The following is a 26911-nucleotide window of genomic DNA, read 5'->3' as shown; positions in this document are numbered from 1 at the left end:
TTACTCAGAGTTAAGTGACGATAGCCTAGGAGATACACCTGTACCCATGCCGAACACAGAAGTTAAGCCCTAGAACGCCGGAAGTAGTTGGGGGTTGCCCCCTGTGAGATATGGAAGTCGCTTAGCTTTTATCCGCCATAGCTCAGTTGGTAGTAGCGCATGACTGTTAATCATGATGTCGTAGGTTCGAGTCCTACTGGCGGAGTTCTTAAACGTTCTAAGGAACGTTTTTTTGTTTTTTCAATATACTTATTGAATTTTTTTTTACCTTTTTTTCATCTATTCTTACTTCTTTCGTTTATTTGAAGTTCGTTTAGCTTGAAATTTTTATTATACAGGATTAATTACCTTTTTAATTAGCCTTTCTGATAGACTAGTTTTATCAATAAGAAAGGTTTTTTATATGCTTCAAAAGTATTATGATTATTGTTTTATTTTTCTCAAACAGATTGAAGGGGAATATGCGTTACTTTTTCAGTCTAATGATGATTGGGAATCGTTTCATTTAAAATTCTTACTTTATTATTTAGTTCGTTTCAGAATAAAGGATGAGAAAGACTTTATTTTCTGTCACTTTCGGGCAGCTTATCGTCTTTATCTTAATCATTTACTTGGAAATAATCTATATTTTTGTTATTAAATGTATTCAATTTTTATTTATTACGAACGTTATTTTACAAACAATAAAAAATATATAGAAAATACTAGATATTGTTAAAATTTTAATTTAGAATTAATGGAAAACCCTAATCTTTTCTAGTGTTTATCCTTGATTAAATAGTATTTTTTTCTTATAATGAATTGTAAGATATAATTGTGGGTGAGATTCCCACCATGTATATGAGAAAGGACGAGCCCTTAGGCTCAGACGAAAATTTATTATGACTTCAGTTGTTGTTGTAGGTACCCAATGGGGTGATGAAGGTAAAGGAAAAATTACAGATTTTCTATCAGCTAATGCGGAAGTGATTGCTCGTTACCAAGGTGGTGACAATGCAGGTCACACGATTGTTATTGATGGAAAAAAATTTAAGTTACACTTGATTCCTTCTGGAATTTTCTTCCCAGAGAAAATCTCTGTAATTGGAAACGGAATGGTTGTAAACCCTAAATCTCTTGTGAAAGAATTGTCTTATCTTCATGAGGAAGGTGTTACAACAGATAATTTACGTATTTCTGATCGTGCGCACGTTATTTTGCCTTATCATATCGAGTTAGATCGCTTGCAAGAAGAAGCTAAGGGTGATAATAAGATTGGTACTACAATTAAGGGAATTGGTCCAGCCTATATGGACAAGGCAGCTCGTGTTGGAATCCGTATCGCAGATCTTTTGGATAAAGAGATTTTCCGTGAACGTTTAGAACGCAATCTTGCTGAGAAAAATCGTCAATTTGTAAAATTGTATGATAGCGAACCTATTTCATTTGATGATATTTTTGAAGAATATTATGAATATGGTCAACAAATCAAGCAATATGTAACAGATACTTCTGTTATCTTGAATGATGCACTTGATAATGGCAAACGTGTTCTCTTTGAAGGAGCTCAAGGCGTCATGTTAGATATTGACCAAGGTACTTATCCATTTGTTACTTCATCAAACCCTGTGGCTGGTGGTGTGACAATTGGTTCTGGAGTAGGTCCAAGCAAGATTGACAAGGTTGTAGGTGTTTGTAAGGCCTATACAAGTCGTGTAGGAGATGGTCCTTTCCCAACTGAGTTGTTTGATGAAGTGGGAGAACGCATTCGTGAAGTAGGTCATGAGTATGGAACAACTACTGGTCGTCCACGTCGTGTGGGCTGGTTTGACTCAGTTGTTATGCGTCATAGCCGTCGTGTTTCTGGTATCACAAATCTCTCTTTGAACTCTATCGATGTTTTGAGTGGCTTGGATACAGTAAAAATCTGTGTAGCTTATGATCTTGATGGTCAACGTATTGATTACTACCCAGCTAGTCTCGAACAATTGAAACGTTGCAAGCCAATCTATGAAGAATTGCCAGGTTGGCATGAAGATATTACTGGAGTACGTACTTTGGAAGATCTTCCTGAGAATGCACGTAACTATGTACGTCGTGTTAGCGAATTGGTGGGTGTGCGTATTTCAACATTCTCAGTAGGTCCTGGTCGTGAACAAACAAATATTTTAGAAAGTGTTTGGTCATAGGAGATTTTTTAAGATTTGTTTAAGACAGGTCGGATATACTATAGACAGTTACAAGAAGACCTCCTAACTTGTTGTAACAAATTTCCTAAACTTTTCTTTTTCATAATAATCTCCCTATAAAGTCACCGCATTCGGTGGCTTTTTTGTCAGCTTTTAAGTCATATTTAGGTGGCTTCTTTACTTTTAAGACAAAGAAAAAAACAGTGGGACAGAAATCTTTAGACCAACTCTCGATTTGGTACACCCAGATCTGTGAGGTTTCAACATTTGGGTAAATTGGTTAAAGTTGTGAATTGAGAAAAGAAGTTTTGGTAAAAAAACTTTTTGAATTCTCAAATACCAACAAATCGTTCAATTTGCCATCACATCAAAGGCGCATAACTAAGAAAAAATGAGGTTGGAATTTCTGATTCCAGCCTCTTCAGTGAACTATTTTCTTGAGAATTTGTAAGTTAGACAAACTTGAATTTTTTCTGAATCAGCTTACTTGATTATCTGATTTATCACTTTGAAATTGCTTCATTTCGTGCATAAAAGCATCTGCTTTTAGTTTGTCTGTGATGATACTGACACTGACTAGCTTATTTAGTTTTTTTTCATGTCCTTCTAAAAAAATAGGATTTCTAATTTTTATGCTTAACTTTACGCAATTAAAAGGACGCTTTTTAATGGTTATTTGTTCGATATCTTGAAGTCCAAATTGATAATGTAATAGGCTGTGGCCTCTACTGCTATAGGTATAATACTGAACAATATTGTTTTTATAAATTTCTATTTTTACTCCATTTATGAAGAGATAATACCCCATAAACCATATAAGGAGGGGAGCATAAATCAGCGCTACCGCCATAACAATTTTGTCTGCAAAATCAGTATTGTAAGTCATCAGACGCTTCAGAATCCAGAGAATCATAACAGATATAGATATCATGGATGGTCCCCCTACTCTATTAAATGTATCTTTATATGGAAACATCAAGGTAAGTTTTGGTTCATCCTGTAAAAATTCTAATTGCATTAGTTACCCTTTCATCTTGTTTATTATTTAAATCTCAGGATAATCATCTCTTGGAGACTTATAGTTAAAAATCTTCCGACAGATCTGGACATTCTGTATCACTTGTATCCATTACTCTCAGTTCATGATTCCTAGTGTTTCTCTAAATTTTGCTACCATTATACTCTTTTTATAACATTATTTCTACAAACCAGAGATTGAATACTATCTAAAGTTGGTTTCTGCAAATATTATAGAGCTCTTTTTTTGTCTAGGAAAACATGCTATAATGATAGAATTGATAGCTAGGAAGAGAGAAGAGATGAATTACACGCTTGAAGAAAAAGAAGCTTTTATGAGAGAGGCCTTAAAAGAGGCAGAGATTGCTTTAGAACATGATGAAATCCCGATTGGTTGTGTGATTGTCAAGGACGGAAAAATCATCGGGAGAGGCCATAATGCGCGCGAGGAATTGCAACGAGCAGTCATGCATGCAGAAATTATGGCTATAGAGGATGCTAATCTGAGCGAAGAGAGTTGGCGCTTGCTGGATTGTACGCTTTTTGTGACCATTGAGCCTTGTGTTATGTGTAGTGGAGCAATTGGTCTCGCACGGATTCCAAACGTGGTCTACGGGGCTAAAAACCAGAAATTTGGCGCCGCTGGGAGCTTGTACGATATTTTGACAGATGAGAGGCTCAATCACCGTGTGGACGTTGAAACAGGTGTTTTAGAGAATGAGTGCGCAGAGATTATGCAAGACTTTTTCCGAAATCGACGGAAAAAATAATTTCTCTTTAAAAACAGAAGGGAATGTGGTATAATAACTAGTGGAGCAACAGTTCTGCGTGAAGCGGGTCAGGGGAGGAATCCAGCAGCCCTAAGCGATGTGGATTGTGTGCTCTTTTTTCGTGCTTTTTTCGAATAAATAAGATAAAATAGCCTAGAATATAAGATTTAAAAAGAGGGAAAATATGAAAATTCGTGGTTTTGAATTAGTTTCTAGTTTTACAGATGAAAGTTTATTGCCCAAGCGTGAGACAGCTCACGCAGCTGGTTATGATTTAAAGGTTGCAGAACGTACTGTGATTGCTCCAGGAGAGATTGTTCTCGTCCCAACGGGTGTTAAGGCCTATATGCAACCGACTGAAGTGCTCTATCTTTATGACCGTTCCTCTAACCCTCGCAAAAAAGGCCTAGTTTTAATCAACTCTGTGGGAGTCATTGATGGAGACTACTATGGCAATCCAGGAAATGAAGGCCATATTTTTGCTCAGATGAAAAACATTACCGATCAGGAAGTCGTCCTTGAAGTTGGCGAACGTATAGTTCAGGCTGTCTTTGCTCCTTTCTTAATTGCAGATGGGGATGAGGCAGACGGCGTGCGGACTGGTGGATTTGGGTCAACAGGGAAATAGAGGAATAAAATGGCAGACTATTTATTAGTTGTAGACATGCAGTCAGATTATGTTGCTGTAGGAAAAGCATATCATGAAGAACTGACTGCAGCTGTAAATGACAAAATTGCTACCTATCCTAGCGACCGAGTTATCTATATTCTCAATCGTTTTTTCTGGGAGAGAAAAGATAGAAAGAAGAAATTTGCGACCGGCCTGCTGGTTGTATCTTCTCGTATTTTTGAGAAGCGTCGGGCTTCTTGCTTTACTAATCCAGATTTAAAAGATTTTTTAGAGGGAAACGGTGCTAAAAGCATAGAGTTTATAGGGGTAGATGGCAATGGATGTGTCAAGGCTTCCATTTTGGCAGCTGTTAAGGAGAATTATCAGGTTTCTGTCGATTTGTCTGCTGTCGGAGTTGCCAACCAGAAGAAATTCTCTAAAACACTGAAGCAGTGGCAAGATTGCGGAATCAAGATTGGATAGTTTTATGGGGATCTTAATATGAAGATTATCTTTGTCCGTCATGGGGAGCCAGATTATAGTATGCTTGATAAACTTGAAAATCCGCAACTCTATAGTGGTTTTGGTCGTGATTTAGCACCATTGACAGGAAAAGGTCTCAGTCTAGCAAAAGAAGTTGCTAAAACTGCATGTTTTGGAAAGGCAGAGATTATTATTTCATCGTCTGTGACGAGGGCCTTAGAAACAGCACATTATATAGCAGTTGAAACAGGATTGGACTTGATTGTGGAGCCGTTTTTTCATGAGTGGCGTCCAGACATAGATGGCACTAACTCTGATTTAACTAGTGTATTGGTAGCTCATGAATATTATCTAAAACATCAAGGAGGTTTATCTGAAGATTCTCCTTATCGCTATGAAACTGATCTAGAGATGCGTCATCGTTTTTTAAGAGCTTTGGAAAAATATAAAAATTATAAAACTATTATCATTGTAACTCACGGAATGCTCATGCGCCAATTTGTACCAGACGAGAAGATTGATTTTTGCCAAGTGATCGAGTGTGAGATAGAGATATAGAAAGAAGCGCAATGAATGAGCTATAAGGATTTTCAAGCTTTTACCGCAGAGAATTGTCAAGGGTATAAGAAGGTGTATGAGATCAGTATTGGAGGATTTCTTTACCTAGCATTTCTCCCTGATGCCTATCATAAAATTCTCTGTATTTCCTCAGACTACATCTCAATCATTGATAGCGAAAATGGGCAAGTAACACCGATAGACGGAGATTACGATGAGGTAGAGTTAGTAGCCATGTGTGAGGGCTATGATTCTCCTATCCCTATCGCTGGTCAATATGGTGGAAGTCTCCCTCTGGATAATGGCAAAGACATCAGAGTGACAATGGATAAAGACCAATCTGAAGAATATCCAATTTTAACCATTTATTGGGAAAAAGATAAGGAAGATAGAAGTCAAATCTATAAAGGTTATTTACCCTATATTTTTGGATTTAGCCCTGATGGTCAGTATTATATCCATGCTGATGATGGCGGGCTTACTGTTTTGAAAAGAAATAGTCATTAATATAAAAATTAATAAGAGATTTTAAAATGAGAGGATTAGAATTATAGCAAAGAAAAAAGCGACATTTGTGTGTCAAAATTGTGAATATAATTCACCTAAGTATTTAGGACGCTGTCCAAACTGTGGAGCCTGGTCTTCTTTTGTAGAAGAAGTTGAGGTCGCAGAAGTCAAAAATGCGCGTGTCTCCTTGACAGGTGAGAAAACCAAGCCTATGAAATTGGCTGAAGTAACTTCTATTAATGTCAATCGAACTAAGACTGAGATGGAGGAGTTTAACCGAGTGCTTGGTGGCGGTGTGGTGCCAGGAAGTCTCGTCCTCATCGGTGGGGATCCAGGTATTGGAAAATCAACCCTTCTCTTACAAGTATCAACCCAGTTGTCTCAAGTAGGAACAGTTCTCTATGTTAGTGGGGAGGAGTCTGCTCAACAGATTAAACTCCGTGCAGAGCGCTTGGGTGATATCGACAGTGAGTTTTATCTCTATGCTGAGACCAATATGCAGAGCGTTCGTGCAGAAGTCGAACGTATCCAGCCGGATTTCCTTATCATCGATTCGATTCAGACCATTATGTCTCCTGAAATTTCAGGGGTACAAGGCTCGGTTTCCCAAGTACGTGAGGTGACAGCTGAACTCATGCAGCTGGCCAAGACTAATAACATTGCCATCTTTATCGTTGGTCATGTAACCAAGGAAGGAACCTTGGCTGGTCCTCGTATGCTGGAGCATATGGTGGATACCGTGCTTTACTTTGAAGGGGAACGCCACCATACCTTCCGTATCTTGAGAGCAGTCAAAAACCGTTTTGGTTCGACAAATGAGATTGGAATCTTTGAGATGCAGTCAGGTGGATTGGTTGAAGTTCTTAATCCTAGTGAAGTGTTTTTGGAAGAACGCTTGGATGGAGCGACTGGTTCGTCCATCGTTGTGACTATGGAAGGGACGCGGCCTATTCTTGCTGAAGTTCAGGCCTTGGTTACACCGACTATGTTTGGGAATGCCAAGCGCACGACAACAGGGCTTGATTTCAATCGTGCTAGTCTGATTATGGCTGTTTTGGAAAAACGTGCAGGGCTTCTCTTGCAAAATCAGGATGCCTATCTCAAATCAGCTGGTGGTGTCAAGTTAGATGAGCCTGCCATTGACTTGGCAGTTGCAGTTGCTATTGCTTCGAGTTACAAGGATAAACCAACCAACCCTCAGGAATGTTTTGTGGGAGAGTTGGGCTTGACTGGAGAGATTCGGCGTGTGAATCGTATCGAACAACGAATCAACGAAGCTGCTAAGCTTGGATTTACAAAAATCTATGTACCAAAGAATTCTTTAACTGGAATCAAGCCACCTAAGGAAATTCAGGTGATTGGGGTGACGACTATTCAGGAAGTCTTGAAAAAGGTGTTCTCTTAATAGTTATGGTCAGTTTTAGATGACTAATTATTTTATTGCTAACAATTATTAAAACAAGGAGGAATTTCTGATGAAATTTTCTATGGACAGTCACATGCAGTTTCCTTTGGTAGAGTTGTCGCTCAACCAAGGAGAAACAGTCTTTATCCAGCGTGGAAGCATGGTCTACCATACGCCTAATGTAAGTCTCAATACCCAGCTCAATGCTAGCGGTTCTGGCTTGGGGCGCTTTGTCAAAGCTGTAGGGCGTTCAATGGTTTCTGGTGAAAGTACCTTTATCACTCAAGCTGTTGCTGAGTCTGACAACGGGAATCTTGCTTTAGCACCAGATACTCCTGGTCAAGTGATTGCTCTTGAGATAGGTGAAAAGCAATATCGATTGAATGATGGAGCCTTTCTAGCTCTTGATGGTACAGCTTTCTATACAATGGAGCGCCAGTCTATTGGGAAAGCTCTGTTCGGAGGGCAAGGCGGTCTCTTTGTGATGACTACTCAAGGTCAAGGAACTCTTTTGGCCAATGCTTTTGGTTCGATTAAAAAAATTGAACTACAAAACCAAGAAGTAACGATTGATAATGCTCATGTGGTGGCTTGGAGCCAGTCTTTGGACTATGATATTCACCTAGAAAATGGTTTCTGGCAGTCTATTGGTACAGGCGAAGGAGTGGTGAATACCTTCCGAGGTAGCGGTGAGGTCTATGTACAAAGTCTCAATCTTCAAAGCTTTGCAGGCTCACTTAACAAGTATATCCAAAAAGGTTCATAATAATAAAAAAACTAGGACAGAAACCCAAGCTAGACGCTGGATGTATCTGTCCCAGTTTTTTTATATGAAAGTTGACAGCTGACAAGACAAAGAAAAGATGGTATGATAGGGGATAAATAATTTGGTGTTCAAATTATCTGGCAGACTAGAAAGTGAGTTGTCATGTCCTATTTTGAAAATTTTTTAAAAGCCAATCAAGCTTATGTAGAACTACACGGAGATTTGCATTTATCCATTAAACCCAAGACCAAGGTTGCAATCGTAACTTGTATGGATTCGCGTCTACACGTTGCACCTGCTCTGGGGTTAGCTCTGGGAGATGCCCATATTTTACGGAATGCGGGTGGTCGAGTGACAGAGGATATGATTCGTTCACTTGTAATTTCCCAACAACAAATGGGGACAAGAGAAATTGTGGTTCTTCATCATACAGACTGCGGGGCTCAAACCTTCAATAACGAGGATTTTCAAGAGCACCTAAAATGTGAATTGGGAGTTGATGTATCTGGGCAGGACTTTTTACCGTTTCAAGACATCGATGAGAGTGTCCGAGAGGATATGAAGTTGTTGCGAGAATGTCCATTAATTCCAGATGATGTCATAATTTCAGGAGCTGTTTATGATGTAGATACAGGTAGTATGAGAGAGATATACTAACTTTCTATTGAAAAGCTTCTGGAGTAGCATGAAGTAGGATGAGAAGGTTGACAAGTTTTACCTTTAATATCACTAATATAAAATAGTATAAGATAAGGGTATAAAAGTCTACACTTGTCTTATTTTTTATTGAAAAATCAAGAAAAAAGCGCTACAATGGTAGATGGAAAATGTTGTGAAAAAATACAAGTGATACATAAATACTGGAGGAAATCATGTCTTTTTCTGATTTAAAGCTGTTTGCCCTTTCTTCAAATAGAGAATTGGCAGAGCGTGTGGCGCAAGAAATTGGGATAGAATTGGGAAAATCGACTGTTCGTCAATTTTCAGATGGAGAAATCCAAGTTAATATTGAAGAATCTATCCGTGGGAAACATGTCTTTATCTTACAATCAACTAGCTCACCTGTAAATGACAATCTACTAGAGATTTTGATTATGGTTGATGCTTTGAAACGTGCTAGTGCAGAATCTGTCAACGTTGTGATGCCTTACTATGGTTATGCACGTCAGGATAGAAAAGCTAGAGCGCGTGAACCAATCACTGCAAAACTCGTTGCAAATATGCTTGAAGTAGCTGGAGTAGATCGTTTGTTGACAATTGATTTGCACGCTGCGCAGATTCAAGGATTCTTTGATATTCCTGTTGATCACTTGATGGGTGCTCCTTTGATTGCGGACTATTTTGAGCGTCGTGGTATGGTTGGTTCTGACTATGTCGTTGTCAGTCCAGACCACGGTGGTGTCACTCGTGCTCGTAAATTAGCAGAGTTCTTGAAAACTCCAATTGCCATTATCGATAAACGCCGTAGCGTAGACAAGATGAATACTAGCGAAGTGATGAATATCATTGGTAAGGTTGAAGGTAAAACTTGTATCTTGATTGACGATATGATTGATACAGCTGGAACTATTTGTCACGCAGCAGATGCCCTTGCTGAGGCAGGAGCTGTTGAAGTTTACGCAAGCTGTACGCACCCAGTTCTTTCAGGGCCAGCTATGGACAACATCCAGAAATCAGCGATTAAAACATTAGTTGTTTTGGATACTATCTATCTTCCAGAAGAACGTTTGATTGATAAGATTGAACAAATTTCTATCGCTCATCTCCTAGGAGATGCGATTGTACGTATCCATGAAAAACGTCCTCTTTCTCCATTATTTAGTATCGAGAAAAAAATCTAAACTTCCACTTGAATAAACGAATTTCCTAGCCTAATTTTCTCTTGCTAGGAAATTTTTTGTAGCCAAAAACTGCAAGCCTTTTCAAAATATGCTATACTGATGAAAAGGAGGGTTTTATGACTCAAGAATTTATTAATCCAAGTGATGGTGTGGTCCGTCAGTATCTAGCAACCAGTAAAACTCTAGCTGTAGTAGGCTTATCCGATCGTGAGGAAACAACTAGCAATCGAGTGACTAAAGAAATGCAGGCTCGTGGCTATAAAATCATTCCAGTTAACCCTAAAGCTGCAGGTGACGAGATTTTGGGAGAAAAGGCTTATGCTAGTCTAGCTGAAATTCCTTTCCCTGTAGATATCGTTAATGTATATCGTCGCAGTGAATTTTTACCTGATGTAGCACGAGACTTTCTCAAGGCGGATGCCAAGATTTTCTGGGCACAACTAGGACTTGAAAGTTTGGAAGCAGAAGAAATCTTGCGTGCTGGGGGATGCGATGACATCGTGATGAACCGTTGTATTAAGAGAGAACATACACGTTTAATTCTTGAACAATAAAAAGGTAGCCTTTAGGCTACCTTTTTTCTTAGAAAATACCAATGAAGGCTTGCATACCAAGACTAGTCAGGATGATGGCAATCCAGCAAAGGGCTCCAAGAAGAATGGATTTTCCACTGGATTTGATCATAGCAATGAGATTGGTTTTGAGACCAATAGCACTCATAGCCATGATGATGAGAAATTTGGAGAGTTGCTTGAGAGGAGCAAAGAAGTTATTGCTGACACCAAAAGAAGTAAGGACGGTGGTTAGCAGAGAAGCTAGGATGAAGTAGAGAATGAAAACGGGGAAGATTTTTTTAAGCTTCACTCCTTGGTTGTTGCCTTGTTGACGGCTTTGCCAATAGGAGAGGAAGAGAGTAATAGGGATAATAGCTAGGGTGCGTGTCAGTTTGACAATAGTGGCAGATTCAAGAGTGTTGGTATGGTAAAGACTATCCCAGGCACTAGCAGTAGCTGTCACAGAGGAAGTATCGTTGACCGCAGTACCCGCAAAGAGAGCAAAACCTTCGTTAGAAAGATGGAGCCAAGAACCTAGAGTTGGGAAGATAAGAGCTGCCAAGACATTGAAGAAGAAGATAACAGAAATGGCTTGGGCCACTTCTTTTTCCTTGGCGTGAATAACAGGAGCAGTCGCTGCAATGGCAGAACCGCCACAGATAGAAGATCCAACTCCAATCAAGGTAGCTAGCTTTGTATCTAGGTCAAAAAAGCGCTGGAAGAGATAGGCAACAATCAAGGCTATAGAAATAGTAGATAGGATGACAGGAAGTGAGGATTTTCCTACTGCGAAAACTTGAGAGATATTGAGTCCAAACCCAAGCAAGATAACAGCATACTGAAGCAGTTTTTTTGAGCTATAAGTTAAACCGGCATCCAGTTGTTTATAGGGCGTGAGAAAGGGGTGGAGAATCATTCCGATAAAAATGGCGAAAACAGGTGCTCCCACAACAGGCAGAAAGCCTCCTAAAACCCAAGAGATGATTGAGATGATCAGACAGGCTAACAGTCCTGCCCAATTTTTTGATAGAAATGACATAAAAACCTCCGAAAATAAGCACTTCTTATTATAATCTTGTCTGTCAGAAAAGTAAAATAGAAAGTGGGAATAAGGTTGCAAATAAACGGAATTTTGCGGTCAGAGAGCTTTTGTAGTATAATAGATATATGTTCTTTGATCAAGGAGGATATATATGGACTTAACCAAACGATTTAATAAACAATTAGATAAGATACAAGTTTCCTTGATTCGTCAATTTGACCAGGCTATTTCAGAGATTCCTGGTGTCCTGCGATTGACCTTGGGAGAACCAGATTTTACAACGCCAGATCATGTCAAGGAAGCTGCAAAGCGAGCCATTGACCAAGATCAATCCTACTATACAGGGATGAGTGGTTTGTTGACATTGCGTCAGGCGGCGAGTGAATTTGTAAAAGAGAAATATCAGCTAGACTACAATCCAGAGAATGAAATATTGGTCACAATTGGTGCGACAGAGGCTCTTTCAGCTACTCTGACAGCTATTTTGGAGAAAGGAGACAAGGTTCTTTTGCCAGCTCCTGCCTATCCAGGTTACGAGCCAATAGTCAATCTAGTGGGTGCAGAGATTGTCGAGATTGATACGACTGAAAATGGTTTTGTCTTGACTCCTGAAATGCTAGAAAAAGCGATTTTAGAGCAAGGTGACGAACTCAAGGCAGTCATTCTCAACTATCCAGCTAATCCGACAGGGATTACCTATAGTCGCGAACAATTGGAAGCCTTGGCAGCTGTTTTACGTAAGTATGAGATTTTCGTAGTCTGTGATGAAGTCTACTCAGAATTGACCTATACAGGGGAAAATCATGTGTCTTTGGGAACTATGTTAAGAGATCAGGCAATTATCATTAACGGTCTTTCTAAATCCCATGCCATGACAGGTTGGCGTTTAGGTTTTATCTTTGCACCAGCAAACTTCACAGCTCAACTCATAAAGAGTCATCAGTATTTGGTTACTGCTGCGAATACTATGGCTCAACATGCTGCGGTAGAAGCTTTGACAGATGGTAAGAACGATGCAGAACCCATGAAGAAGGAATATATCCAACGTCGGGACTACATTATCGAGAAAATGACTAATCTTGGTTTTGAGATTATCAAACCAGATGGGGCTTTTTATATCTTTGCTAAGATTCCAGCAGGCTATGATCAAGACTCCTTTGCTTTTCTGAAGGATTTTGCCCAGAAGAAGGCTGTTGCCTTTATCCCTGGTGCTGCCTTTGGTCAGTATGGAGAGGGCTATGTTCGCCTATCTTATGCAGCTAGCATGGAAACCATCAGAGAAGCTATGAAACGACTTGAGGAGTACATGAGAGAAGCATGATTCAATCGATTACGAGTCAGGGTTTAGTACTTTACAACCGAAACTTTCGAGAGGATGATAAGCTTGTTAAAATCTTTACAGAACAGGCAGGCAAGCGCATGTTTTTTGTGAAGCATGCTGGTCAATCCAAACTAGCTCCGGTTATTCAGCCTTTAGTCTTGGCCCATTTTCTCCTAAAAGTCAATGACGATGGACTTAGTTATATAGAAGATTATCATGAGGTGAAGACTTTTCCGAAAATCAATAGTGACCTCTTTGTTATGGCTTATGCGACCTACGTTGCGGCCTTGGCAGATGCGAGTTTGCAGGATAATCAAGAAGATGCTCCCCTATTTGCTTTTTTGCAAAAGACTTTAGAGCTGATGGAAGAGGGTCTGGATTATCAAGTTTTGACCAATATTTTTGAAATTCAAATATTGACACGTTTTGGAATCAGTCTCAACTTTAATGAGTGTACCTTTTGTCATCGTGTGGGGCAAGCCTTTGACTTCTCCTTTAAATACGGGGGTTGTCTTTGTCCCGATCATTACCATGAAGATGAGAAACGATGTCACTTAAATCCCAATATTCCTTATCTGCTCAATCAATTTCAAGCCATTGATTTTGAGACTTTGGAGACTATCTCACTTAAGGCCGAAATCAAGCAAGAATTGCGTAAGTTTATGGACCAGATTTACGAAGAGTATGTTGGAATTCACCTAAAATCAAAGAAATTTATTGATTCCCTAGCAGATTGGGGACAACTACTGAAAGAGGAAAACAAATGAAAAAAATCGCAGTAGATGCAATGGGTGGTGATTACGCACCTCAAGCCATCGTTGAAGGTGTTAACCAAGCCCTAGCTGACTTTTCAGATATTGAGATTCAACTTTACGGAGACGAAAGTAAAATCAAGCAATATCTAACAGCTACAGAACGTGTCAGCATTATCCATACAGATGAGAAAATTGACTCTGACGACGAGCCTACAAAAGCTATCCGCAAAAAGAAAAATGCTAGTATGGTCTTGGCTGCTAAGGCTGTTAAAGATGGAGAGGCAGATGCAGTTCTTTCTGCAGGAAATACAGGTGCCTTGTTGGCAGCGGGATTCTTCATCGTTGGTCGTATCAAAAATATTGATCGACCTGGATTGATGTCAACATTGCCAACTATAGATGGAAAAGGCTTTGATATGCTTGACCTTGGTGCTAATGCAGAAAATACCGCCCATCACCTTCATCAATATGCAGTCCTAGGCTCCTTCTATGCTAGAAATGTTCGTGGTATTGAAAAACCTCGTGTAGGTTTGCTTAATAACGGGACAGAGAGTAGCAAGGGAGATCCACTCCGCAAGGAAGCCTATGACCTATTAGCTGCTGACGAGAGTCTGAATTTCGTCGGAAATGTGGAAGCGCGTGATTTGATGGATGGTGTTGCAGATGTAGTCGTAACCGATGGGTTCACGGGAAACGCTGTGCTCAAAGCTATTGAAGGGACTGCTATGGGTATCATGGGCTTGCTTAAAAATGCTATTGTAGGTGGCGGTCTTAGAGCCAAGCTAGGGGCTTTCCTTCTTAAGGATAACCTCAGAGGTTTGAAAAAACAGCTCAACTATTCAGATGTTGGAGGTGCGGTTCTGTTTGGTGTTAAGGCACCAGTAGTTAAGACTCATGGCTCAAGTGATGCCAAGGCTGTCTATAGCACAATACGCCAGATTCGTACCATGCTTGAGACAGATGTAGTTGCCCAAGCTGCGCGTGAATTTTCAGAGGAATAAGGAGAACAATATGACAGATCAACAAATTTTTGACCGTATCGTAACCATCATTCAAGAGCGTCAAGGAGAAGACTTTGTCGTTACTGAAAACTTGAGTTTGAAGGATGATCTGGATGCTGACTCTGTGGATTTGATGGAATTTATCCTAACAATTGAGGACGAATTTGGAATCGAAATTAGTGATGAAGAAATCGACAACCTCAACAGCGTCTCAGATGTATTAGCAATTATTAAAAATAGAACATAAGAAAAAGCAACATGCTAGGCATGTTGCTTTTTTGATTGTGTGGAGTTTGAATGATTATGGTCTGGTTATCTAAATAGTCTGATTTGATTTTTTTCTAAACGTTTTAGAACGAAGAATACGTTTACGTTCGTAAAACATTTGATTTCTGCTTGTTTTTGTGTTAGAATGAGGCCAAGTAATACGAAAGGCGAATAATAAAATGTCCATTAAACTTATTTATACGGGAAAAGCTAAAGATATCTATACTACAGAAGACGAACATGTGATTAGGTCCGTTTATAAGGACCAGGCTACCATGCTGAATGGTGCTCGTAAAGAGACCATCGAAGGCAAAGGTGTGCTCAATAATCAGATTTCGTCTCTTATTTTTGAAAAATTGAATGCTGCGGGTGTGGCTACTCACTTTATCGAACGTATCTCTGATACCGAACAACTTAACAAGAAAGTTACCATCATTCCTTTGGAGGTTGTGCTTCGTAACGTGACTGCGGGTTCTTTCTCAAAACGTTTCGGTGTTGAAGAAGGTTTGGACTTGAAAACTCCAATCGTTGAATTTTACTACAAAAATGATGAGTTGGATGATCCATTTATCAATGATGAGCATGTGAAGTTCTTGGATATTGCCAATGATGAGCAAATTGCTTATATCAAGGAAGAAACACGTCGTATCAATGAATTGTTGAAAGATTGGTTTGCACAAATTGGTCTTCGTTTGATTGACTTCAAATTGGAATTTGGTTTTGATAAGGATGGCAAGATTATCTTGGCAGATGAATTTTCACCAGACAACTGCCGCCTTTGGGATGCTGAAGGGCACCATATGGACAAGGATGTCTTCCGTCGTGATCTTGGTAGCTTGACAGATGTTTACAAGGTCGTTTTAGAAAAATTGCAAGGATTGAAGTAACTTGTTTGAAACGGAAAACCTTCGTCTTCAAGAGCATGTTTGAATAGAAATAAAGGAAATAAAATGGATAAACGTATTTTCGTTGAGAAAAAAGCTGATTTTCGTGTGAAATCGGACTCTTTAGTAAAAGAATTACAGCATAATCTTCAGTTGAAAACCTTGAAGGATCTTCGTATTGTTCAAGTTTACGATGTCTTTGGTTTGGCAGAGGACTTGTTTGCGCGTGCGGAGAAACATATTTTCTCTGAGCAAGTGACTGATACTGTTTTGGACGAGGCTACGGTTCATGCTGATCTCGAGAAGTATGCTTTCTTTGCTATTGAAAGTTTGCCTGGTCAATTTGACCAACGTGCGGCATCTTCACAAGAAGCTTTGCTTTTGCTTGGTAGTTCAAATGATGTAACAGTGAATACAGCACAATTGTACTTGGTTAACAAGGATATTGATGCGAATGAGTTGGGAGCTGTTAAAAACTATCTCTTGAACCCAGTGGATTCTCGTTTTAAAGATATCACTGTTGGTATTGCGAAACAGGATTTCTCTGAGTCCGACAAAACTATTCCGACTTTGGATTTCTTTGAAACTTATACGGCAGAAGATTTTGCACAGTATAAGGCTGAGCAAGGATTGGCCATGGAAGTGGATGACCTTCTCTTCATTCAAGATTACTTCAAGTCTATTGGGCGGGTGCCAACTGAGACTGAGTTGAAGGTCTTGGATACTTACTGGTCTGACCATTGTCGTCACACCACTTTCGAAACTGAGTTGAAAAACATCGACTTCTCAGCATCTAAATTTGAAAAACAATTGCAGGCGACTTATGACAAGTATATTGCCATGCGTGATGAGTTGGGACGTACAGAAAAACCTCAAACCTTGATGGATATGGCCACTATTTTTGGCCGTTATGAGCGTGCTAATGGTCGTTTGGATGACATGGAAGTGTCTGATGAAATCAATGCCTGCTCAGTTGAAATTGAAGTGGATGTCAATGGTGTGAAAGAACCATGGCTTCTCATGTTCAAGAACGAAACTCACAACCACCCAACGGAAATTGAACCATTTGGTGGAGCGGCTACTTGTATCGGTGGTGCCATTCGTGACCCATTGTCAGGGCGTTCCTACGTTTACCAAGCTATGCGTATCTCAGGTGCTGGTGATATTACAGCTCCGATTTCAGAAACTCGCGCTGGTAAATTGCCACAACAAGTGATTTCTAAAACAGCGGCTCACGGTTATTCTTCATACGGTAACCAAATTGGTCTTGCAACAACTTATGTTCGCGAATACTTCCACCCAGGTTTCGTTGCAAAACGTATGGAGCTAGGTGCAGTTGTCGGTGCGGCTCCTAAGGAAAATGTGGTCCGTGAAAAACCTGAAGCAGGTGATGTGATTATCTTGCTCGGTGGTAAAACTGGACGTGATGGTGTCGGTGGTGCGACAGGTTCATCTAAAGTTCAAACGGTTGAATCTGTTGAAACAGCTGGTGCTGAGGTTCAAAAAGGGAATGCCATCGAAGAACGTAAGATTCAACGTCTTTTCCGTAATGGGGAAGTAACACGTCTGATTAAGAAATCAAATGACTTTGGTGCTGGTGGTGTCTGTGTGGCTATCGGTGAATTGGCTGATGGTCTTGAAATTGATCTAGACAAAGTGCCATTGAAATACCAAGGTTTGAACGGTACAGAAATTGCCATCTCTGAATCTCAAGAACGTATGGCCGTAGTGGTTCGTCCAGAAGATGTAGATGCCTTCGTTGCAGCATGTAACAAAGAAAATATTGATGCTGTTGTTGTTGCGACAGTGACTGAAAAACCAAATCTTGTCATGCACTGGAATGGTGAAACCATCGTTGATTTGGAACGTCGTTTCCTTGATACAAACGGTGTACGTGTGGTTGTAGATGCTAAGGTGGTTGACAAGGATGTCAAGCTTCCAGAAGAACGTCAAACATCTGCTGAAACCCTTGAAGCTGATACTCTTGAAGTCTTGGCTGACCTTAACCATGCCAGTCAAAAAGGTTTACAAACCATCTTTGATAGTTCAGTTGGTCGTTCAACAGTCAATCATCCACTCGGTGGTCGCTACCAAATCACACCAACGGAAGCTTCTGTACAGAAATTGCCAGTCCAACATGGCGTGACAACAACTGCTTCTGTTATGGCGCAAGGATTCAACCCTTATGTAGCAGAATGGTCTCCATATCATGGCGCTGCCTATGCAGTAATCGAAGCAACAGCTCGTTTGGTTGCTGCTGGTGCCAACTGGTCTAAGGCTCGTTTCTCTTATCAAGAATACTTCGAGCGTATGGATAAACAAGCGGAGCGCTTTGGTCAACCAGTAGCTGCTCTCCTAGGTTCTATCGAAGCTCAGATTCAACTTGGTTTGCCATCTATCGGTGGTAAAGACTCGATGTCTGGTACCTTTGAAGAATTGACAGTACCACCAACCTTGGTTGCTTTTGGGGTAACAACTGCAGATAGCTGTAAGGTTCTTTCTCCAGAATTCAAAGCTTCTGGTGAAAATATTTACTACATTCCTGGTCAAGCTTTGGCACAAGAAATTGACTTTGATCTTATCAAGTCTAACTTTGCTAAGTTTGAAGCCATCCAAGCTGACCATAAAGTTACGTCTGCATCAGCGGTCAAATATGGTGGTGTGGTTGAAGCTCTTGCCCTTGCAACATTTGGTAACCATATCGGTGCTAACGTCGAATTAGATGACTTTGACACTAGCTTGACAGCTCAATTGGGTGGATTCGTCTTCACATCGCCTGAAGAAATTGCAGGTGTTGCCAAGATCGGACAAACAGTAGCTGACTTTACACTTACTGTCAATGGTGTAAGGCTTGATGGACACAAACTTGACAGTGCCTTCCAAGGTAAATTAGAAGAGGTTTACCCAACGGAATTTGCACAAGCAACTGAGTTGGAAGAAGTACCTGCAGTGGCATCAGATGCTGTGATCAAAGCTAAAGAAACAGTTGAGACTCCAGTGGTTTACATCCCAGTATTCCCAGGTACTAACTCTGAGTACGATTCAGCTAAGGCTTTTGAAAAAGAAGGTGCAAAAGTCAACTTGGTACCATTTGTAACACTGAACGAAGAGGCTATTGTCAAGTCTGTTGACACCATGGTTGACAATATCGAAAAAGCTAACATTATCTTCTTTGCAGGTGGTTTCTCAGCAGCAGATGAACCAGATGGATCAGCTAAATTTATCGTGAATATCTTGCTCAATGAAAAAGTACGTGCAGCCATTGATAGTTTCATCGAAGGTGGTGGTTTGATTATCGGTATCTGTAACGGATTCCAAGCCCTTGTTAAATCTGGTCTTCTTCCATATGGTAACTTTGAAGATGCAAGTAGCACGAGTCCAACCCTCTTCTACAATGATGCTAACCAACACGTGGCTAAGATGGTGGAAACACGTATTGCCAATACGAACTCACCATGGCTTGCGGGAGTAGAAGTTGGTGACATCCATGCTATCCCAGTATCACACGGTGAAGGTAAGTTTGTCGTGACAGCTGAGGAATTTGCAGAGCTTCGTGACAATGGTCAAATCTTTACCCAATACGTTGACTTTGATGGTAAACCAAGCATGGATTCTAAATACAATCCAAATGGTTCTGTTAATGCGATCGAAGGTATCACAAGTAAGAACGGTCAAATTATTGGTAAGATGGGTCACTCAGAACGTTTCGAAGACGGTCTTTTCCAAAATATTCCAGGAAATAAAGACCAGCACCTCTTTGCATCAGCAGTTAAATACTTTACTGGAAAATAAAAGGTATAAAAAATGACATACGAAGTAAAATCTCTTAATGAAGAATGTGGTGTTTTTGGTATCTGGGGCCACCCAGATGCTGCCAAATTAACCTATTTTGGCCTCCATAGTCTTCAGCACCGTGGTCAGGAGGGGGCAGGGATCCTCTCCAATGATCATGGACAATTGAAGCGTCATCGAGATATGGGGCTTTTATCAGAAGTCTTCAAAAATCCTGCTAATTTGGATAAATTGACAGGAAGTGGAGCTATTGGACACGTGCGTTATGCGACTGCGGGAGAAGCTTCTGTAGACAATATCCAACCTTTCCTCTTCCGTTTTCACGATATGCAGTTTGGTTTGGCTCACAATGGGAATCTGACCAATGCAGAATCTCTCAAGCAAGAATTGGAACAAAGAGGGGCAATCTTCAGTTCAACCTCTGATTCAGAAATCTTGGCTCACTTGATTCGTCGTAGCCACAATCCAAACCTGATGGGCAAAATCAAGGAAGCACTCAGTCTTGTCAAAGGTGGTTTCGCTTATCTCTTGATGTTTGAAGATAAGTTAATTGCAGCGCTTGATCCAAATGGTTTCCGTCCTCTGTCAATCGGGAAAATGGCGAATGGAGCAGTTGTCGTTTCCTCTGAAACCTGTGCCTTTGAAGTCATTGGTGCTGAGTGGATTCTTGACGTGAAACCAGGCGAGATTGTCATTATTGATGATAATGGCATCCAGTATGACAGCTATACAAACGATACTCAGTTGGCAATCTGTTCCATGGAGTATATCTACTTTGCCCGTCCTGACTCGAATATCCATGGTGTCAATGTCCATACGGCTCGTAAGAGAATGGGAGCTCAATTGGCACGTGAGTTCAAGCATGAAGCCGATATCGTAGTTGGTGTGCCAAATTCCTCACTCAGCGCAGCGATGGGCTTTGCGGAAGAATCAGGGTTGCCAAATGAAATGGGTCTTATCAAGAACCAATATACGCAACGGACATTTATCCAACCAACTCAAGAATTGCGTGAGCAAGGGGTTCGAATGAAACTCTCTGCCGTTTCTGGTGTCGTGAAAGGCAAACGTGTGGTCATGATTGATGACTCGATTGTGCGAGGAACAACATCTCGTCGTATTGTCCAACTCTTGAAAGAAGCGGGGGCATCAGAAGTTCACGTTGCCATTGGGAGTCCTGCTCTTGCCTATCCATGTTTCTACGGGATTGATATCCAGACACGTCAGGAGTTGATTGCGGCTAATCATACCGTTGAGGAAACTTGCCAAATCATTGGTGCGGATAGCCTGACTTATCTTTCGATTGATGGCTTGATTGACTCTATTGGGATTGAAACAGATGCGCCAAATGGCGGTCTCTGTGTGGCTTACTTTGATGGAAAATATCCAACTCCTCTCTATGACTATGAAGAAGAATATCGTAGAAGTTTGGAAGAAAAAACGAGTTTTTACAAATAAAATTCCCCATTGAAGGAAAAGGAATAAACAAATGACAAATAAGAATGCATACGCTCCACGTCTCACTACTGACTAAAAGCTAAAGCATTTGTCAGTAGACGCTTTGTCCTATGGGACCAAAGCTAGAGACCTGACTAGTATTTTTAGATAAAATAATTGTTTATCTAAAAATACGTCGCATTCTTTCTCAAAAAAAAGAAAAGGATTAAAAAATGACAAATAAGAATGCATACGCTCAATCGGGTGTGGACGTTGAAGCGGGTTATGAAGTTGTTGAACGGATCAAAAAACACGTGGCACGTACAGAACGTGCAGGTGTTATGGGAGCTCTTGGTGGTTTCGGTGGTATGTTTGACCTTTCAAAAACAGGTGTCAAAGAACCTGTTTTGATCTCAGGGACAGATGGTGTTGGTACTAAGCTAATGCTGGCCATCAAGTACGACAAGCACGATACTATTGGGCAAGACTGTGTGGCCATGTGTGTCAACGATATCATTGCTGCAGGGGCAGAGCCTCTTTACTTCTTGGACTATATCGCAACTGGTAAAAATGAACCAGCTAAACTAGAACAAGTTGTTGCTGGTGTGGCTGAAGGTTGTGTACAAGCTGGTGCAGCACTTATCGGTGGTGAAACGGCTGAAATGCCTGGTATGTATGGCGAAGACGACTATGACTTGGCTGGCTTTGCAGTCGGTGTTGCAGAAAAAACTCAAATCATTGACGGTTCAAAAGTAGCGACAGGCGATGTGATTTTGGGGCTTGCTTCAAGCGGTATCCACTCAAATGGTTACTCACTTGTTCGTCGTGTCTTTGCGGACTATACAGGTGAAGAAGTTCTTCCAGAACTTGAAGGCAAAAAACTCAAGGACGTTCTTTTGGAACCAACTCGTATTTACGTCAAGGCTGTTTTGCCACTCATCAAAGAAGAATTGGTGAATGGGATTGCCCACATCACGGGTGGTGGTTTCATCGAAAATGTACCACGTATGTTCTCAGATGATTTGGCTGCTGAAATTGACGAAAGCAAAGTCCCAGTTCTTCCAATTTTCAAAGCCCTTGAAAAATATGGCCAAATCAAACACGAAGAAATGTTTGAAATCTTCAACATGGGTATTGGTCTCATGCTTGCGGTTAAACCAGAGAATGTGGAACGTGTCAAAGAACTTCTTGACGAACCTGTTTATGAAATTGGTCGTATTGTGAAGAAAGATGGCGCAAGTGTGGTGATTAAATAATGACTAAAAGGATTGCTGTTTTTGCCTCTGGTAACGGCTCAAACTTTCAGGTGATTGCGGAACAATTTCCAGTAGAATTTGTCTTTTCAGATCATCGGGATGCCTACGTCCTTGAACGTGCAGAAAAGCTTGGTGTTTTATCTTATGCCTTTGAACTTAAAGAGTTTGAGAACAAGGCAGACTATGAAGGAGCCATCGTCGAACTTTTGGATGAACATCAGATTGACTTGGTTTGTCTCGCAGGCTACATGAAAATCGTCGGCCCCACCTTGCTAGCAGCTTATGAAGGCCGTATCATCAATATTCATCCGGCTTTTCTACCTGAATTTCCAGGCGCTCATGGTATTGAAGATGCTTGGAATGCAGGTGTCGACCAGTCTGGCGTGACCATTCACTGGGTGGATTCTGGCGTTGATACCGGTAAGGTCATTAAGCAAATCCGTGTGCCACGCCTTGAAGGGGATACCCTTGATACTTTCGAGACTCGCATCCACGAAACAGAGTACAAGCTCTATCCAGAAGTGTTGGAACATTTGGGAGTGGAGAGAAGGTAAGAAGGAAATCAGAGATGATTTTGCGGTAGAACTAAAGGCCATCAGCTAAGGAGAATTTATGGGGCTATTTGATTTTTTTAAGAAGAAATCTTCTGACAAAGAGAAGCCGATTGAAGATGAAGATAAGATTGTTGTTAAATCGGATGAAAAAGATGACAGTGCTCCAGGGTGGGATGCGATTGATGAAGAATTTAATCGTTTATATCCTGATCAGCCAAATCCTCGCCATTATGGAACGGTTATCAAGTATATGTTAGGTGGTCCAGATCCGCTTGATGGCATCAGTGTTTACGATGCAGGAGATTTTTGGCATTTTGTCAGCTATGGTTTGTCAGAACTATATACAAAAGAATGTGAAGATCCTGAATATAGTGGTTATGGGATTGAATTGACCTTTAAGTTAAAGAAATCAACTAACGACGAAGAAGAAATTAAAAATGGCTGTGGTTTGCTGCAGTATGTAGCAAGATATATATTTCAAACAGGTAAAGTGGTCTTGCCGGAAGAATACATCTATACGAAGCAAACAGTAGGGATTGATGCCCAGCAGAAATCTAATTTGACAGGATTCTTGACTGCTGCTGATGATTTGGCTAAGCCTCTAGATACTCTGCATGGAAAAGTGGAATTTGTGACCCTGATTGGTGCGACAGATGCCGAATTGCGAAGTGTTTACGAAAGTGAAAAAAGTAAACTTGAGGTCCAGAGATTGTTGCAAGAACTTGGAAATCAACTGACAGACTATCATCGCCAATCTCTAGTTTAACTGATATGAAGGCACCTCTTGATACAAGGAAAGGAAGAAAAATGACTAAACGCGCACTAATTAGTGTTTCAGACAAAGCGGGCATTGTTGAATTTGCCCAAGAACTCAAAAAACTTGGTTGGGATATCATCTCGACAGGTGGGACCAAGGTTGCCCTTGATAATGCAGGTGTGGACACTATCGCCATCGACGATGTGACTGGTTTCCCAGAAATGATGGACGGTCGTGTGAAGACTCTCCACCCAAATATCCATGGTGGTCTCCTCGCTCGTCGTGACCTCGATAGCCACCTCCAAGCGGCTAAGGATAATAATATCGAACTTATCGACCTTGTTGTGGTAAACCTTTACCCATTCAAGGAAACGATTCTTAAACCAGACGTGACTTACGCTGATGCGGTTGAAAATATCGATATTGGTGGTCCGTCTATGCTTCGTTCAGCAGCTAAAAACCACGCTAGCGTAACAGTTGTGGTAGACCCTGCTGACTATGCTGTTGTTCTTGACGAATTGTCAGCGAACGGCGAAACAAGCTACGAAACTCGCCAACGTTTGGCAGCGAAAGTATACCGTCACACAGCTTCATACGATGCCTTGATTGCAGAATACTTCACAGCTCAAGTGGGTGAAACAAAACCTGAAAAACTTACTTTGACTTACGACCTTAAGCAACCAATGCGTTACGGTGAAAACCCTCAACAAGACGCTGACTTCTACCAAAAAGCTTTACCAACGGATTATTCGATTGCATCAGCGAAACAACTTAACGGTAAAGAATTGTCCTTTAACAATATCCGTGATGCTGATGCCGCTATCCGTATCATCCGTGACTTCAAAGATCGTCCAACCGTGGTGGCTCTCAAACACATGAATCCATGTGGGATCGGTCAAGCTGATGATATCGAAACTGCTTGGGACTACGCTTATGAGTCTGATCCAGTGTCTATCTTTGGTGGTATTGTCGTTCTCAACCGTGAAGTAGATGCTGCGACAGCTAAAAAGATGCACGGCGTTTTCCTCGAAATCATCATTGCACCAAGCTACACAGACGAGGCGCTTGAAATTTTGACAACCAAGAAGAAAAACTTGCGCATCCTTGAGTTGCCGTTTGATGCTCAAGATGCTAGCGAAGTGGAAGCAGAATACACTGGTGTTGTTGGTGGTCTCCTCGTTCAAAACCAAGACGTTGTTAAAGAAAGTCCAGCTGACTGGCAAGTAGTGACCAAACGCCAACCAACTGAAACAGAAGCGACAGCTCTTGAGTTTGCTTGGAAAGCTATCAAGTACGTCAAATCAAATGGGATCATCGTGACCAACGACCACATGACACTTGGTGTTGGCCCAGGTCAAACCAATCGTGTGGCATCTGTCCGCATCGCTATTGACCAAGCTAAAGACCGTCTTGACGGTGCTGTTCTTGCTTCGGATGCCTTCTTCCCATTTGCGGATAACGTGGAAGAAATCGCCAAAGCAGGTATCAAGGCCATCATCCAGCCAGGGGGCTCTGTCCGTGACCAAGAATCCATCGAAGCGGCTGATAAATACGGCTTGACCATGGTCTTCACAGGCGTGAGACATTTTAGACATTAAGAAAATAAAAGGGAAGAAAACAGTTTCTTTCCTTTTTTTGCTTAAAAAGCGAAACGAAACAAGATTAAAACGAACGTTTATGGTATAATATTGGTAAATAATTCGCAAAAGAGGTTGTAAGATGAAGCTGTTAGTTGTCGGCTCAGGTGGTCGTGAACATGCCATTGCTAAGAAGTTGCTTGAGTCAAAAGACGTTGAAAAAGTCTTTGTAGCTCCTGGGAATGACGGGATGACTCTGGATGGTCTGGAATTAGTGAATATCTCTATTTCCGAACATTCTGAACTGATTGAGTTTGCAAAAGCCAACGATATTGCTTGGTCCTTTATCGGGCCAGATGATGCCCTTGCGGCCGGTATCGTGGATGATTTTAATAAAGCTGGTCTCAAGGCTTTTGGTCCGACTAAAGCTGCGGCTGAGCTGGAGTGGTCTAAGGATTTTGCTAAGGAAATCATGGTCAAATACGACGTTCCGACAGCAGCATATGGCACATTTTCAGATTTCGAGGAAGCCAAGGCATACATCGAAGAAAAAGGGGCTCCAATCGTCGTCAAGGCAGACGGCTTGGCCCTTGGGAAAGGTGTCGTCGTTGCGGAGACAGTTGAACAAGCTGTCGAAGCTGCTCACGAGATGCTTTTGGACAATAAATTCGGTGATTCAGGTGCGCGTGTGGTCATCGAGGAATTCCTTGACGGGGAAGAGTTTTCTCTCTTTGCCTTTGTCAATGGGGACAAGTTCTACATCATGCCAACAGCTCAGGACCACAAACGTGCCTACGATGGTGACAAGGGTCCTAACACTGGTGGGATGGGTGCCTATGCGCCAGTTCCTCACTTGCCACAGATCGTGGTTGACACAGCGGTTGACACTATTGTCAAGCCAGTTCTTGAAGGTATGATTAAAGAAGGTCGTCCGTACCTTGGTGTCCTTTACGCGGGGCTAATCTTGACAGCTGATGGACCGAAAGTCATCGAGTTCAACTCTCGTTTTGGAGATCCTGAAACTCAAATCATCTTGCCTCGATTGACTTCTGATTTTGCGCAAAATATCACTGACATTTTGGATAGCAAAGAGCCAGCCATCACTTGGATGGACAAGGGTGTGACACTTGGTGTGGTTGTCGCATCAAACGGCTACCCCCTCTCTTATGAGAAGGGTGTCAAACTTCCTGCCAAGACAGGAGGCGACATCATCACTTATTATGCTGGTGCTAAATTCGCTGAAAATGGCCAAGACCTCCTCTCAAACGGTGGACGTGTCTACATGCTAGTCACCACAGCCGATACCGTCAAAGATGGCCAAAACATCATCTACAATGAACTCAACAAACAAAACACAGAAGGCCTCTTTTACCGAAAAGATATCGGAAGCAAGGCAATTAGATAAAGATATAAGAAAAGGCGACGCAGTCGCCAAACCCGACAATGGTCGCCGTGGTGAAAAGACCAGAACAGTATCTGTTCTGGTCTAGGGAAAATTTGAGACCTTAGGCTCAAAGTTTAGGAATGAAACCGAAGGTTTGCTTCCGTCCCCACCACCTAAGACCATTATCAAAAAAGGAAGAAAAAGGATT

Annotated in this window: 26 protein-coding genes, 1 tRNA gene, 1 rRNA gene and 1 other RNA gene; 27 read left to right on the top strand and 2 right to left on the bottom strand. The window is 41.2% G+C overall.

What is annotated here, in order from left to right:
* The first annotated feature begins 10 nt into the window (after positions 1–10).
* From rrf to QM810_RS06095, 4 genes are all read left to right on the top strand, one after another.
* Positions 11–126: ribosomal RNA gene (gene rrf, locus QM810_RS06110) — 5S ribosomal RNA — on the top strand.
* A gap of 5 nt (positions 127–131) precedes the next feature.
* Positions 132–205 (top strand) — tRNA-Asn (locus QM810_RS06105).
* 198 nt (positions 206–403) lie between these two features.
* Entirely contained in the window at positions 404–640 is a 237-nt protein-coding gene (comW, locus tag QM810_RS06100) for a sigma(X)-activator ComW (RefSeq protein ID WP_414254203.1), read from the top strand.
* Between the two features lie 241 nt (positions 641–881).
* A complete protein-coding gene (locus QM810_RS06095; protein WP_178894388.1) occupies positions 882–2168 on the top strand; it encodes an adenylosuccinate synthase in 1287 nt (428 codons plus the stop codon).
* 478 nt (positions 2169–2646) lie between these two features.
* Here QM810_RS06095 and QM810_RS06090 read toward each other — a convergent pair whose 3' ends face one another.
* Entirely contained in the window at positions 2647–3186 is a 540-nt protein-coding gene (locus QM810_RS06090; RefSeq protein ID WP_414254202.1) for a hypothetical protein, read from the bottom strand.
* A gap of 301 nt (positions 3187–3487) precedes the next feature.
* Between QM810_RS06090 and tadA the strand changes: the two genes are divergently transcribed.
* The 11 genes from tadA (at position 3488) to QM810_RS06035 (ending at position 10679) form a co-directional block, all read left to right on the top strand.
* Complete coding sequence (tadA, locus tag QM810_RS06085; RefSeq protein ID WP_414254201.1) at positions 3488–3955, top strand: tRNA adenosine(34) deaminase TadA; 468 nt, start codon at positions 3488–3490, stop codon at positions 3953–3955.
* Positions 3956–3987: 32 nt separating this feature from the next.
* Positions 3988–4085: signal recognition particle sRNA small type (ffs, locus tag QM810_RS06080), an RNA gene on the top strand.
* A gap of 54 nt (positions 4086–4139) precedes the next feature.
* Positions 4140–4583, top strand: coding sequence for a dUTP diphosphatase (locus QM810_RS06075; protein ID WP_414254200.1), 444 nt, complete (start codon positions 4140–4142; stop codon positions 4581–4583).
* A 9-nt stretch (positions 4584–4592) separates the two neighbouring features.
* Positions 4593–5048, top strand: coding sequence for an isochorismatase family protein (locus QM810_RS06070; protein WP_048716617.1), 456 nt, complete (start codon positions 4593–4595; stop codon positions 5046–5048).
* 18 nt (positions 5049–5066) lie between these two features.
* A complete protein-coding gene (locus QM810_RS06065) occupies positions 5067–5606 on the top strand; it encodes a histidine phosphatase family protein (RefSeq protein ID WP_414254199.1) in 540 nt (179 codons plus the stop codon).
* Positions 5607–5621: 15 nt separating this feature from the next.
* Positions 5622–6113 carry a hypothetical protein gene (locus tag QM810_RS06060; protein ID WP_414254198.1) on the top strand — a complete coding sequence of 164 codons (492 nt, stop codon included), beginning with the start codon at positions 5622–5624 and terminating at the stop codon, positions 6111–6113.
* Between the two features lie 40 nt (positions 6114–6153).
* The gene (radA, locus tag QM810_RS06055) at positions 6154–7518 is read left to right on the top strand and encodes a DNA repair protein RadA (protein ID WP_080555149.1); all 1365 of its coding nucleotides are present in this window, start codon (positions 6154–6156) and stop codon (positions 7516–7518) included.
* 70 nt (positions 7519–7588) lie between these two features.
* A complete protein-coding gene (locus QM810_RS06050; protein ID WP_414254197.1) occupies positions 7589–8284 on the top strand; it encodes a TIGR00266 family protein in 696 nt (231 codons plus the stop codon).
* Between the two features lie 162 nt (positions 8285–8446).
* Entirely contained in the window at positions 8447–8941 is a 495-nt protein-coding gene (locus QM810_RS06045) for a beta-class carbonic anhydrase (RefSeq protein ID WP_004250355.1), read from the top strand.
* A 215-nt stretch (positions 8942–9156) separates the two neighbouring features.
* Complete coding sequence (locus tag QM810_RS06040) at positions 9157–10125, top strand: ribose-phosphate diphosphokinase (RefSeq protein WP_414254196.1); 969 nt, start codon at positions 9157–9159, stop codon at positions 10123–10125.
* Between the two features lie 116 nt (positions 10126–10241).
* Positions 10242–10679, top strand: a complete 438-nt coding sequence (locus QM810_RS06035) for a CoA-binding protein (protein WP_414254195.1) — start codon at positions 10242–10244, stop codon at positions 10677–10679.
* Positions 10680–10707: 28 nt separating this feature from the next.
* Here the strand turns inward: QM810_RS06035 and QM810_RS06030 are convergent, their stop codons facing one another.
* Positions 10708–11718: a YeiH family protein gene (locus QM810_RS06030; RefSeq protein ID WP_414254194.1), complete on the bottom strand. Its 1011-nt coding sequence runs from the start codon at positions 11716–11718 to the stop codon at positions 10708–10710.
* A 154-nt stretch (positions 11719–11872) separates the two neighbouring features.
* Here QM810_RS06030 and QM810_RS06025 point away from each other — a divergent pair, with 154 nt between their 5' ends.
* From QM810_RS06025 to purD, 12 genes are all read left to right on the top strand, one after another.
* The gene (locus tag QM810_RS06025) at positions 11873–13042 is read left to right on the top strand and encodes a pyridoxal phosphate-dependent aminotransferase (protein WP_414254193.1); all 1170 of its coding nucleotides are present in this window, start codon (positions 11873–11875) and stop codon (positions 13040–13042) included.
* Positions 13039–13809: a DNA repair protein RecO gene (gene recO / locus QM810_RS06020; RefSeq protein ID WP_414254192.1), complete on the top strand. Its 771-nt coding sequence runs from the start codon at positions 13039–13041 to the stop codon at positions 13807–13809. The genes QM810_RS06025 and recO overlap by 4 nt, the downstream gene beginning before the upstream one ends.
* Complete coding sequence (plsX, locus tag QM810_RS06015) at positions 13806–14798, top strand: phosphate acyltransferase PlsX (protein WP_414254191.1); 993 nt, start codon at positions 13806–13808, stop codon at positions 14796–14798. The genes recO and plsX overlap by 4 nt, the downstream gene beginning before the upstream one ends.
* Before the next feature lie 10 nt (positions 14799–14808).
* Positions 14809–15045 (top strand): acyl carrier protein, encoded by a 237-nt coding sequence (locus QM810_RS06010; protein ID WP_414254190.1) that lies wholly within the window; start codon positions 14809–14811, stop codon positions 15043–15045.
* A gap of 199 nt (positions 15046–15244) precedes the next feature.
* Complete coding sequence (purC, locus tag QM810_RS06005; protein WP_414254189.1) at positions 15245–15952, top strand: phosphoribosylaminoimidazolesuccinocarboxamide synthase; 708 nt, start codon at positions 15245–15247, stop codon at positions 15950–15952.
* A gap of 63 nt (positions 15953–16015) precedes the next feature.
* Positions 16016–19741, top strand: coding sequence for a phosphoribosylformylglycinamidine synthase (locus tag QM810_RS06000; RefSeq protein ID WP_414254188.1), 3726 nt, complete (start codon positions 16016–16018; stop codon positions 19739–19741).
* 12 nt (positions 19742–19753) lie between these two features.
* Positions 19754–21196, top strand: coding sequence for an amidophosphoribosyltransferase (gene purF, locus QM810_RS05995; RefSeq protein ID WP_414254187.1), 1443 nt, complete (start codon positions 19754–19756; stop codon positions 21194–21196).
* Between the two features lie 212 nt (positions 21197–21408).
* The gene (purM, locus tag QM810_RS05990; RefSeq protein ID WP_414254186.1) at positions 21409–22431 is read left to right on the top strand and encodes a phosphoribosylformylglycinamidine cyclo-ligase; all 1023 of its coding nucleotides are present in this window, start codon (positions 21409–21411) and stop codon (positions 22429–22431) included.
* A complete protein-coding gene (purN, locus tag QM810_RS05985; RefSeq protein WP_414254185.1) occupies positions 22431–22985 on the top strand; it encodes a phosphoribosylglycinamide formyltransferase in 555 nt (184 codons plus the stop codon). The genes purM and purN overlap by 1 nt, the downstream gene beginning before the upstream one ends.
* A gap of 58 nt (positions 22986–23043) precedes the next feature.
* Entirely contained in the window at positions 23044–23751 is a 708-nt protein-coding gene (locus QM810_RS05980; RefSeq protein WP_414254184.1) for a suppressor of fused domain protein, read from the top strand.
* Between the two features lie 41 nt (positions 23752–23792).
* Positions 23793–25340, top strand: coding sequence for a bifunctional phosphoribosylaminoimidazolecarboxamide formyltransferase/IMP cyclohydrolase (purH, locus tag QM810_RS05975; RefSeq protein WP_414254183.1), 1548 nt, complete (start codon positions 23793–23795; stop codon positions 25338–25340).
* Positions 25341–25461: 121 nt separating this feature from the next.
* A complete protein-coding gene (gene purD / locus QM810_RS05970; RefSeq protein WP_414254182.1) occupies positions 25462–26724 on the top strand; it encodes a phosphoribosylamine--glycine ligase in 1263 nt (420 codons plus the stop codon).
* Positions 26725–26911: the final 187 nt, after the last annotated feature.

This window comes from Streptococcus infantis (assembly GCF_047464155.1).
Lineage (GTDB): Bacteria > Bacillota > Bacilli > Lactobacillales > Streptococcaceae > Streptococcus > Streptococcus infantis_U.
This window is presented reverse-complemented; position numbering and strand designations above follow the sequence as displayed.

Excerpts from the sequence above, each read along its gene's own strand:
- QM810_RS05980 (WP_414254184.1), top strand. The coding sequence starts at position 23,044 with ATGGGGCTATTTGATTTTTTTAAGAAGAAATCTTCTGACAAAGAGAAG.
- QM810_RS06035 (WP_414254195.1), top strand. The coding sequence starts at position 10,242 with ATGACTCAAGAATTTATTAATCCAAGTGATGGTGTGGTCCGTCAGTAT.
- QM810_RS06095 (WP_178894388.1), top strand. The coding sequence starts at position 882 with ATGACTTCAGTTGTTGTTGTAGGTACCCAATGGGGTGATGAAGGTAAA.
- QM810_RS06025 (WP_414254193.1), top strand. The coding sequence starts at position 11,873 with ATGGACTTAACCAAACGATTTAATAAACAATTAGATAAGATACAAGTT.
- QM810_RS06090 (WP_414254202.1), bottom strand. The coding sequence starts at position 3,186 with ATGCAATTAGAATTTTTACAGGATGAACCAAAACTTACCTTGATGTTT.
- plsX (WP_414254191.1), top strand. The coding sequence starts at position 13,806 with ATGAAAAAAATCGCAGTAGATGCAATGGGTGGTGATTACGCACCTCAA.
- purD (WP_414254182.1), top strand. The coding sequence starts at position 25,462 with ATGAAGCTGTTAGTTGTCGGCTCAGGTGGTCGTGAACATGCCATTGCT.
- purF (WP_414254187.1), top strand. The coding sequence starts at position 19,754 with ATGACATACGAAGTAAAATCTCTTAATGAAGAATGTGGTGTTTTTGGT.
- recO (WP_414254192.1), top strand. The coding sequence starts at position 13,039 with ATGATTCAATCGATTACGAGTCAGGGTTTAGTACTTTACAACCGAAAC.
- tadA (WP_414254201.1), top strand. The coding sequence starts at position 3,488 with ATGAATTACACGCTTGAAGAAAAAGAAGCTTTTATGAGAGAGGCCTTA.
- QM810_RS06075 (WP_414254200.1), top strand. The coding sequence starts at position 4,140 with ATGAAAATTCGTGGTTTTGAATTAGTTTCTAGTTTTACAGATGAAAGT.
- QM810_RS06065 (WP_414254199.1), top strand. The coding sequence starts at position 5,067 with ATGAAGATTATCTTTGTCCGTCATGGGGAGCCAGATTATAGTATGCTT.
- comW (WP_414254203.1), top strand. The coding sequence starts at position 404 with ATGCTTCAAAAGTATTATGATTATTGTTTTATTTTTCTCAAACAGATT.
- purM (WP_414254186.1), top strand. The coding sequence starts at position 21,409 with ATGACAAATAAGAATGCATACGCTCAATCGGGTGTGGACGTTGAAGCG.
- QM810_RS06000 (WP_414254188.1), top strand. The coding sequence starts at position 16,016 with ATGGATAAACGTATTTTCGTTGAGAAAAAAGCTGATTTTCGTGTGAAA.
- QM810_RS06040 (WP_414254196.1), top strand. The coding sequence starts at position 9,157 with ATGTCTTTTTCTGATTTAAAGCTGTTTGCCCTTTCTTCAAATAGAGAA.
- purC (WP_414254189.1), top strand. The coding sequence starts at position 15,245 with ATGTCCATTAAACTTATTTATACGGGAAAAGCTAAAGATATCTATACT.
- purH (WP_414254183.1), top strand. The coding sequence starts at position 23,793 with ATGACTAAACGCGCACTAATTAGTGTTTCAGACAAAGCGGGCATTGTT.
- QM810_RS06060 (WP_414254198.1), top strand. The coding sequence starts at position 5,622 with ATGAGCTATAAGGATTTTCAAGCTTTTACCGCAGAGAATTGTCAAGGG.
- QM810_RS06010 (WP_414254190.1), top strand. The coding sequence starts at position 14,809 with ATGACAGATCAACAAATTTTTGACCGTATCGTAACCATCATTCAAGAG.
- QM810_RS06045 (WP_004250355.1), top strand. The coding sequence starts at position 8,447 with ATGTCCTATTTTGAAAATTTTTTAAAAGCCAATCAAGCTTATGTAGAA.
- QM810_RS06070 (WP_048716617.1), top strand. The coding sequence starts at position 4,593 with ATGGCAGACTATTTATTAGTTGTAGACATGCAGTCAGATTATGTTGCT.
- purN (WP_414254185.1), top strand. The coding sequence starts at position 22,431 with ATGACTAAAAGGATTGCTGTTTTTGCCTCTGGTAACGGCTCAAACTTT.
- QM810_RS06030 (WP_414254194.1), bottom strand. The coding sequence starts at position 11,718 with ATGTCATTTCTATCAAAAAATTGGGCAGGACTGTTAGCCTGTCTGATC.
- QM810_RS06050 (WP_414254197.1), top strand. The coding sequence starts at position 7,589 with ATGAAATTTTCTATGGACAGTCACATGCAGTTTCCTTTGGTAGAGTTG.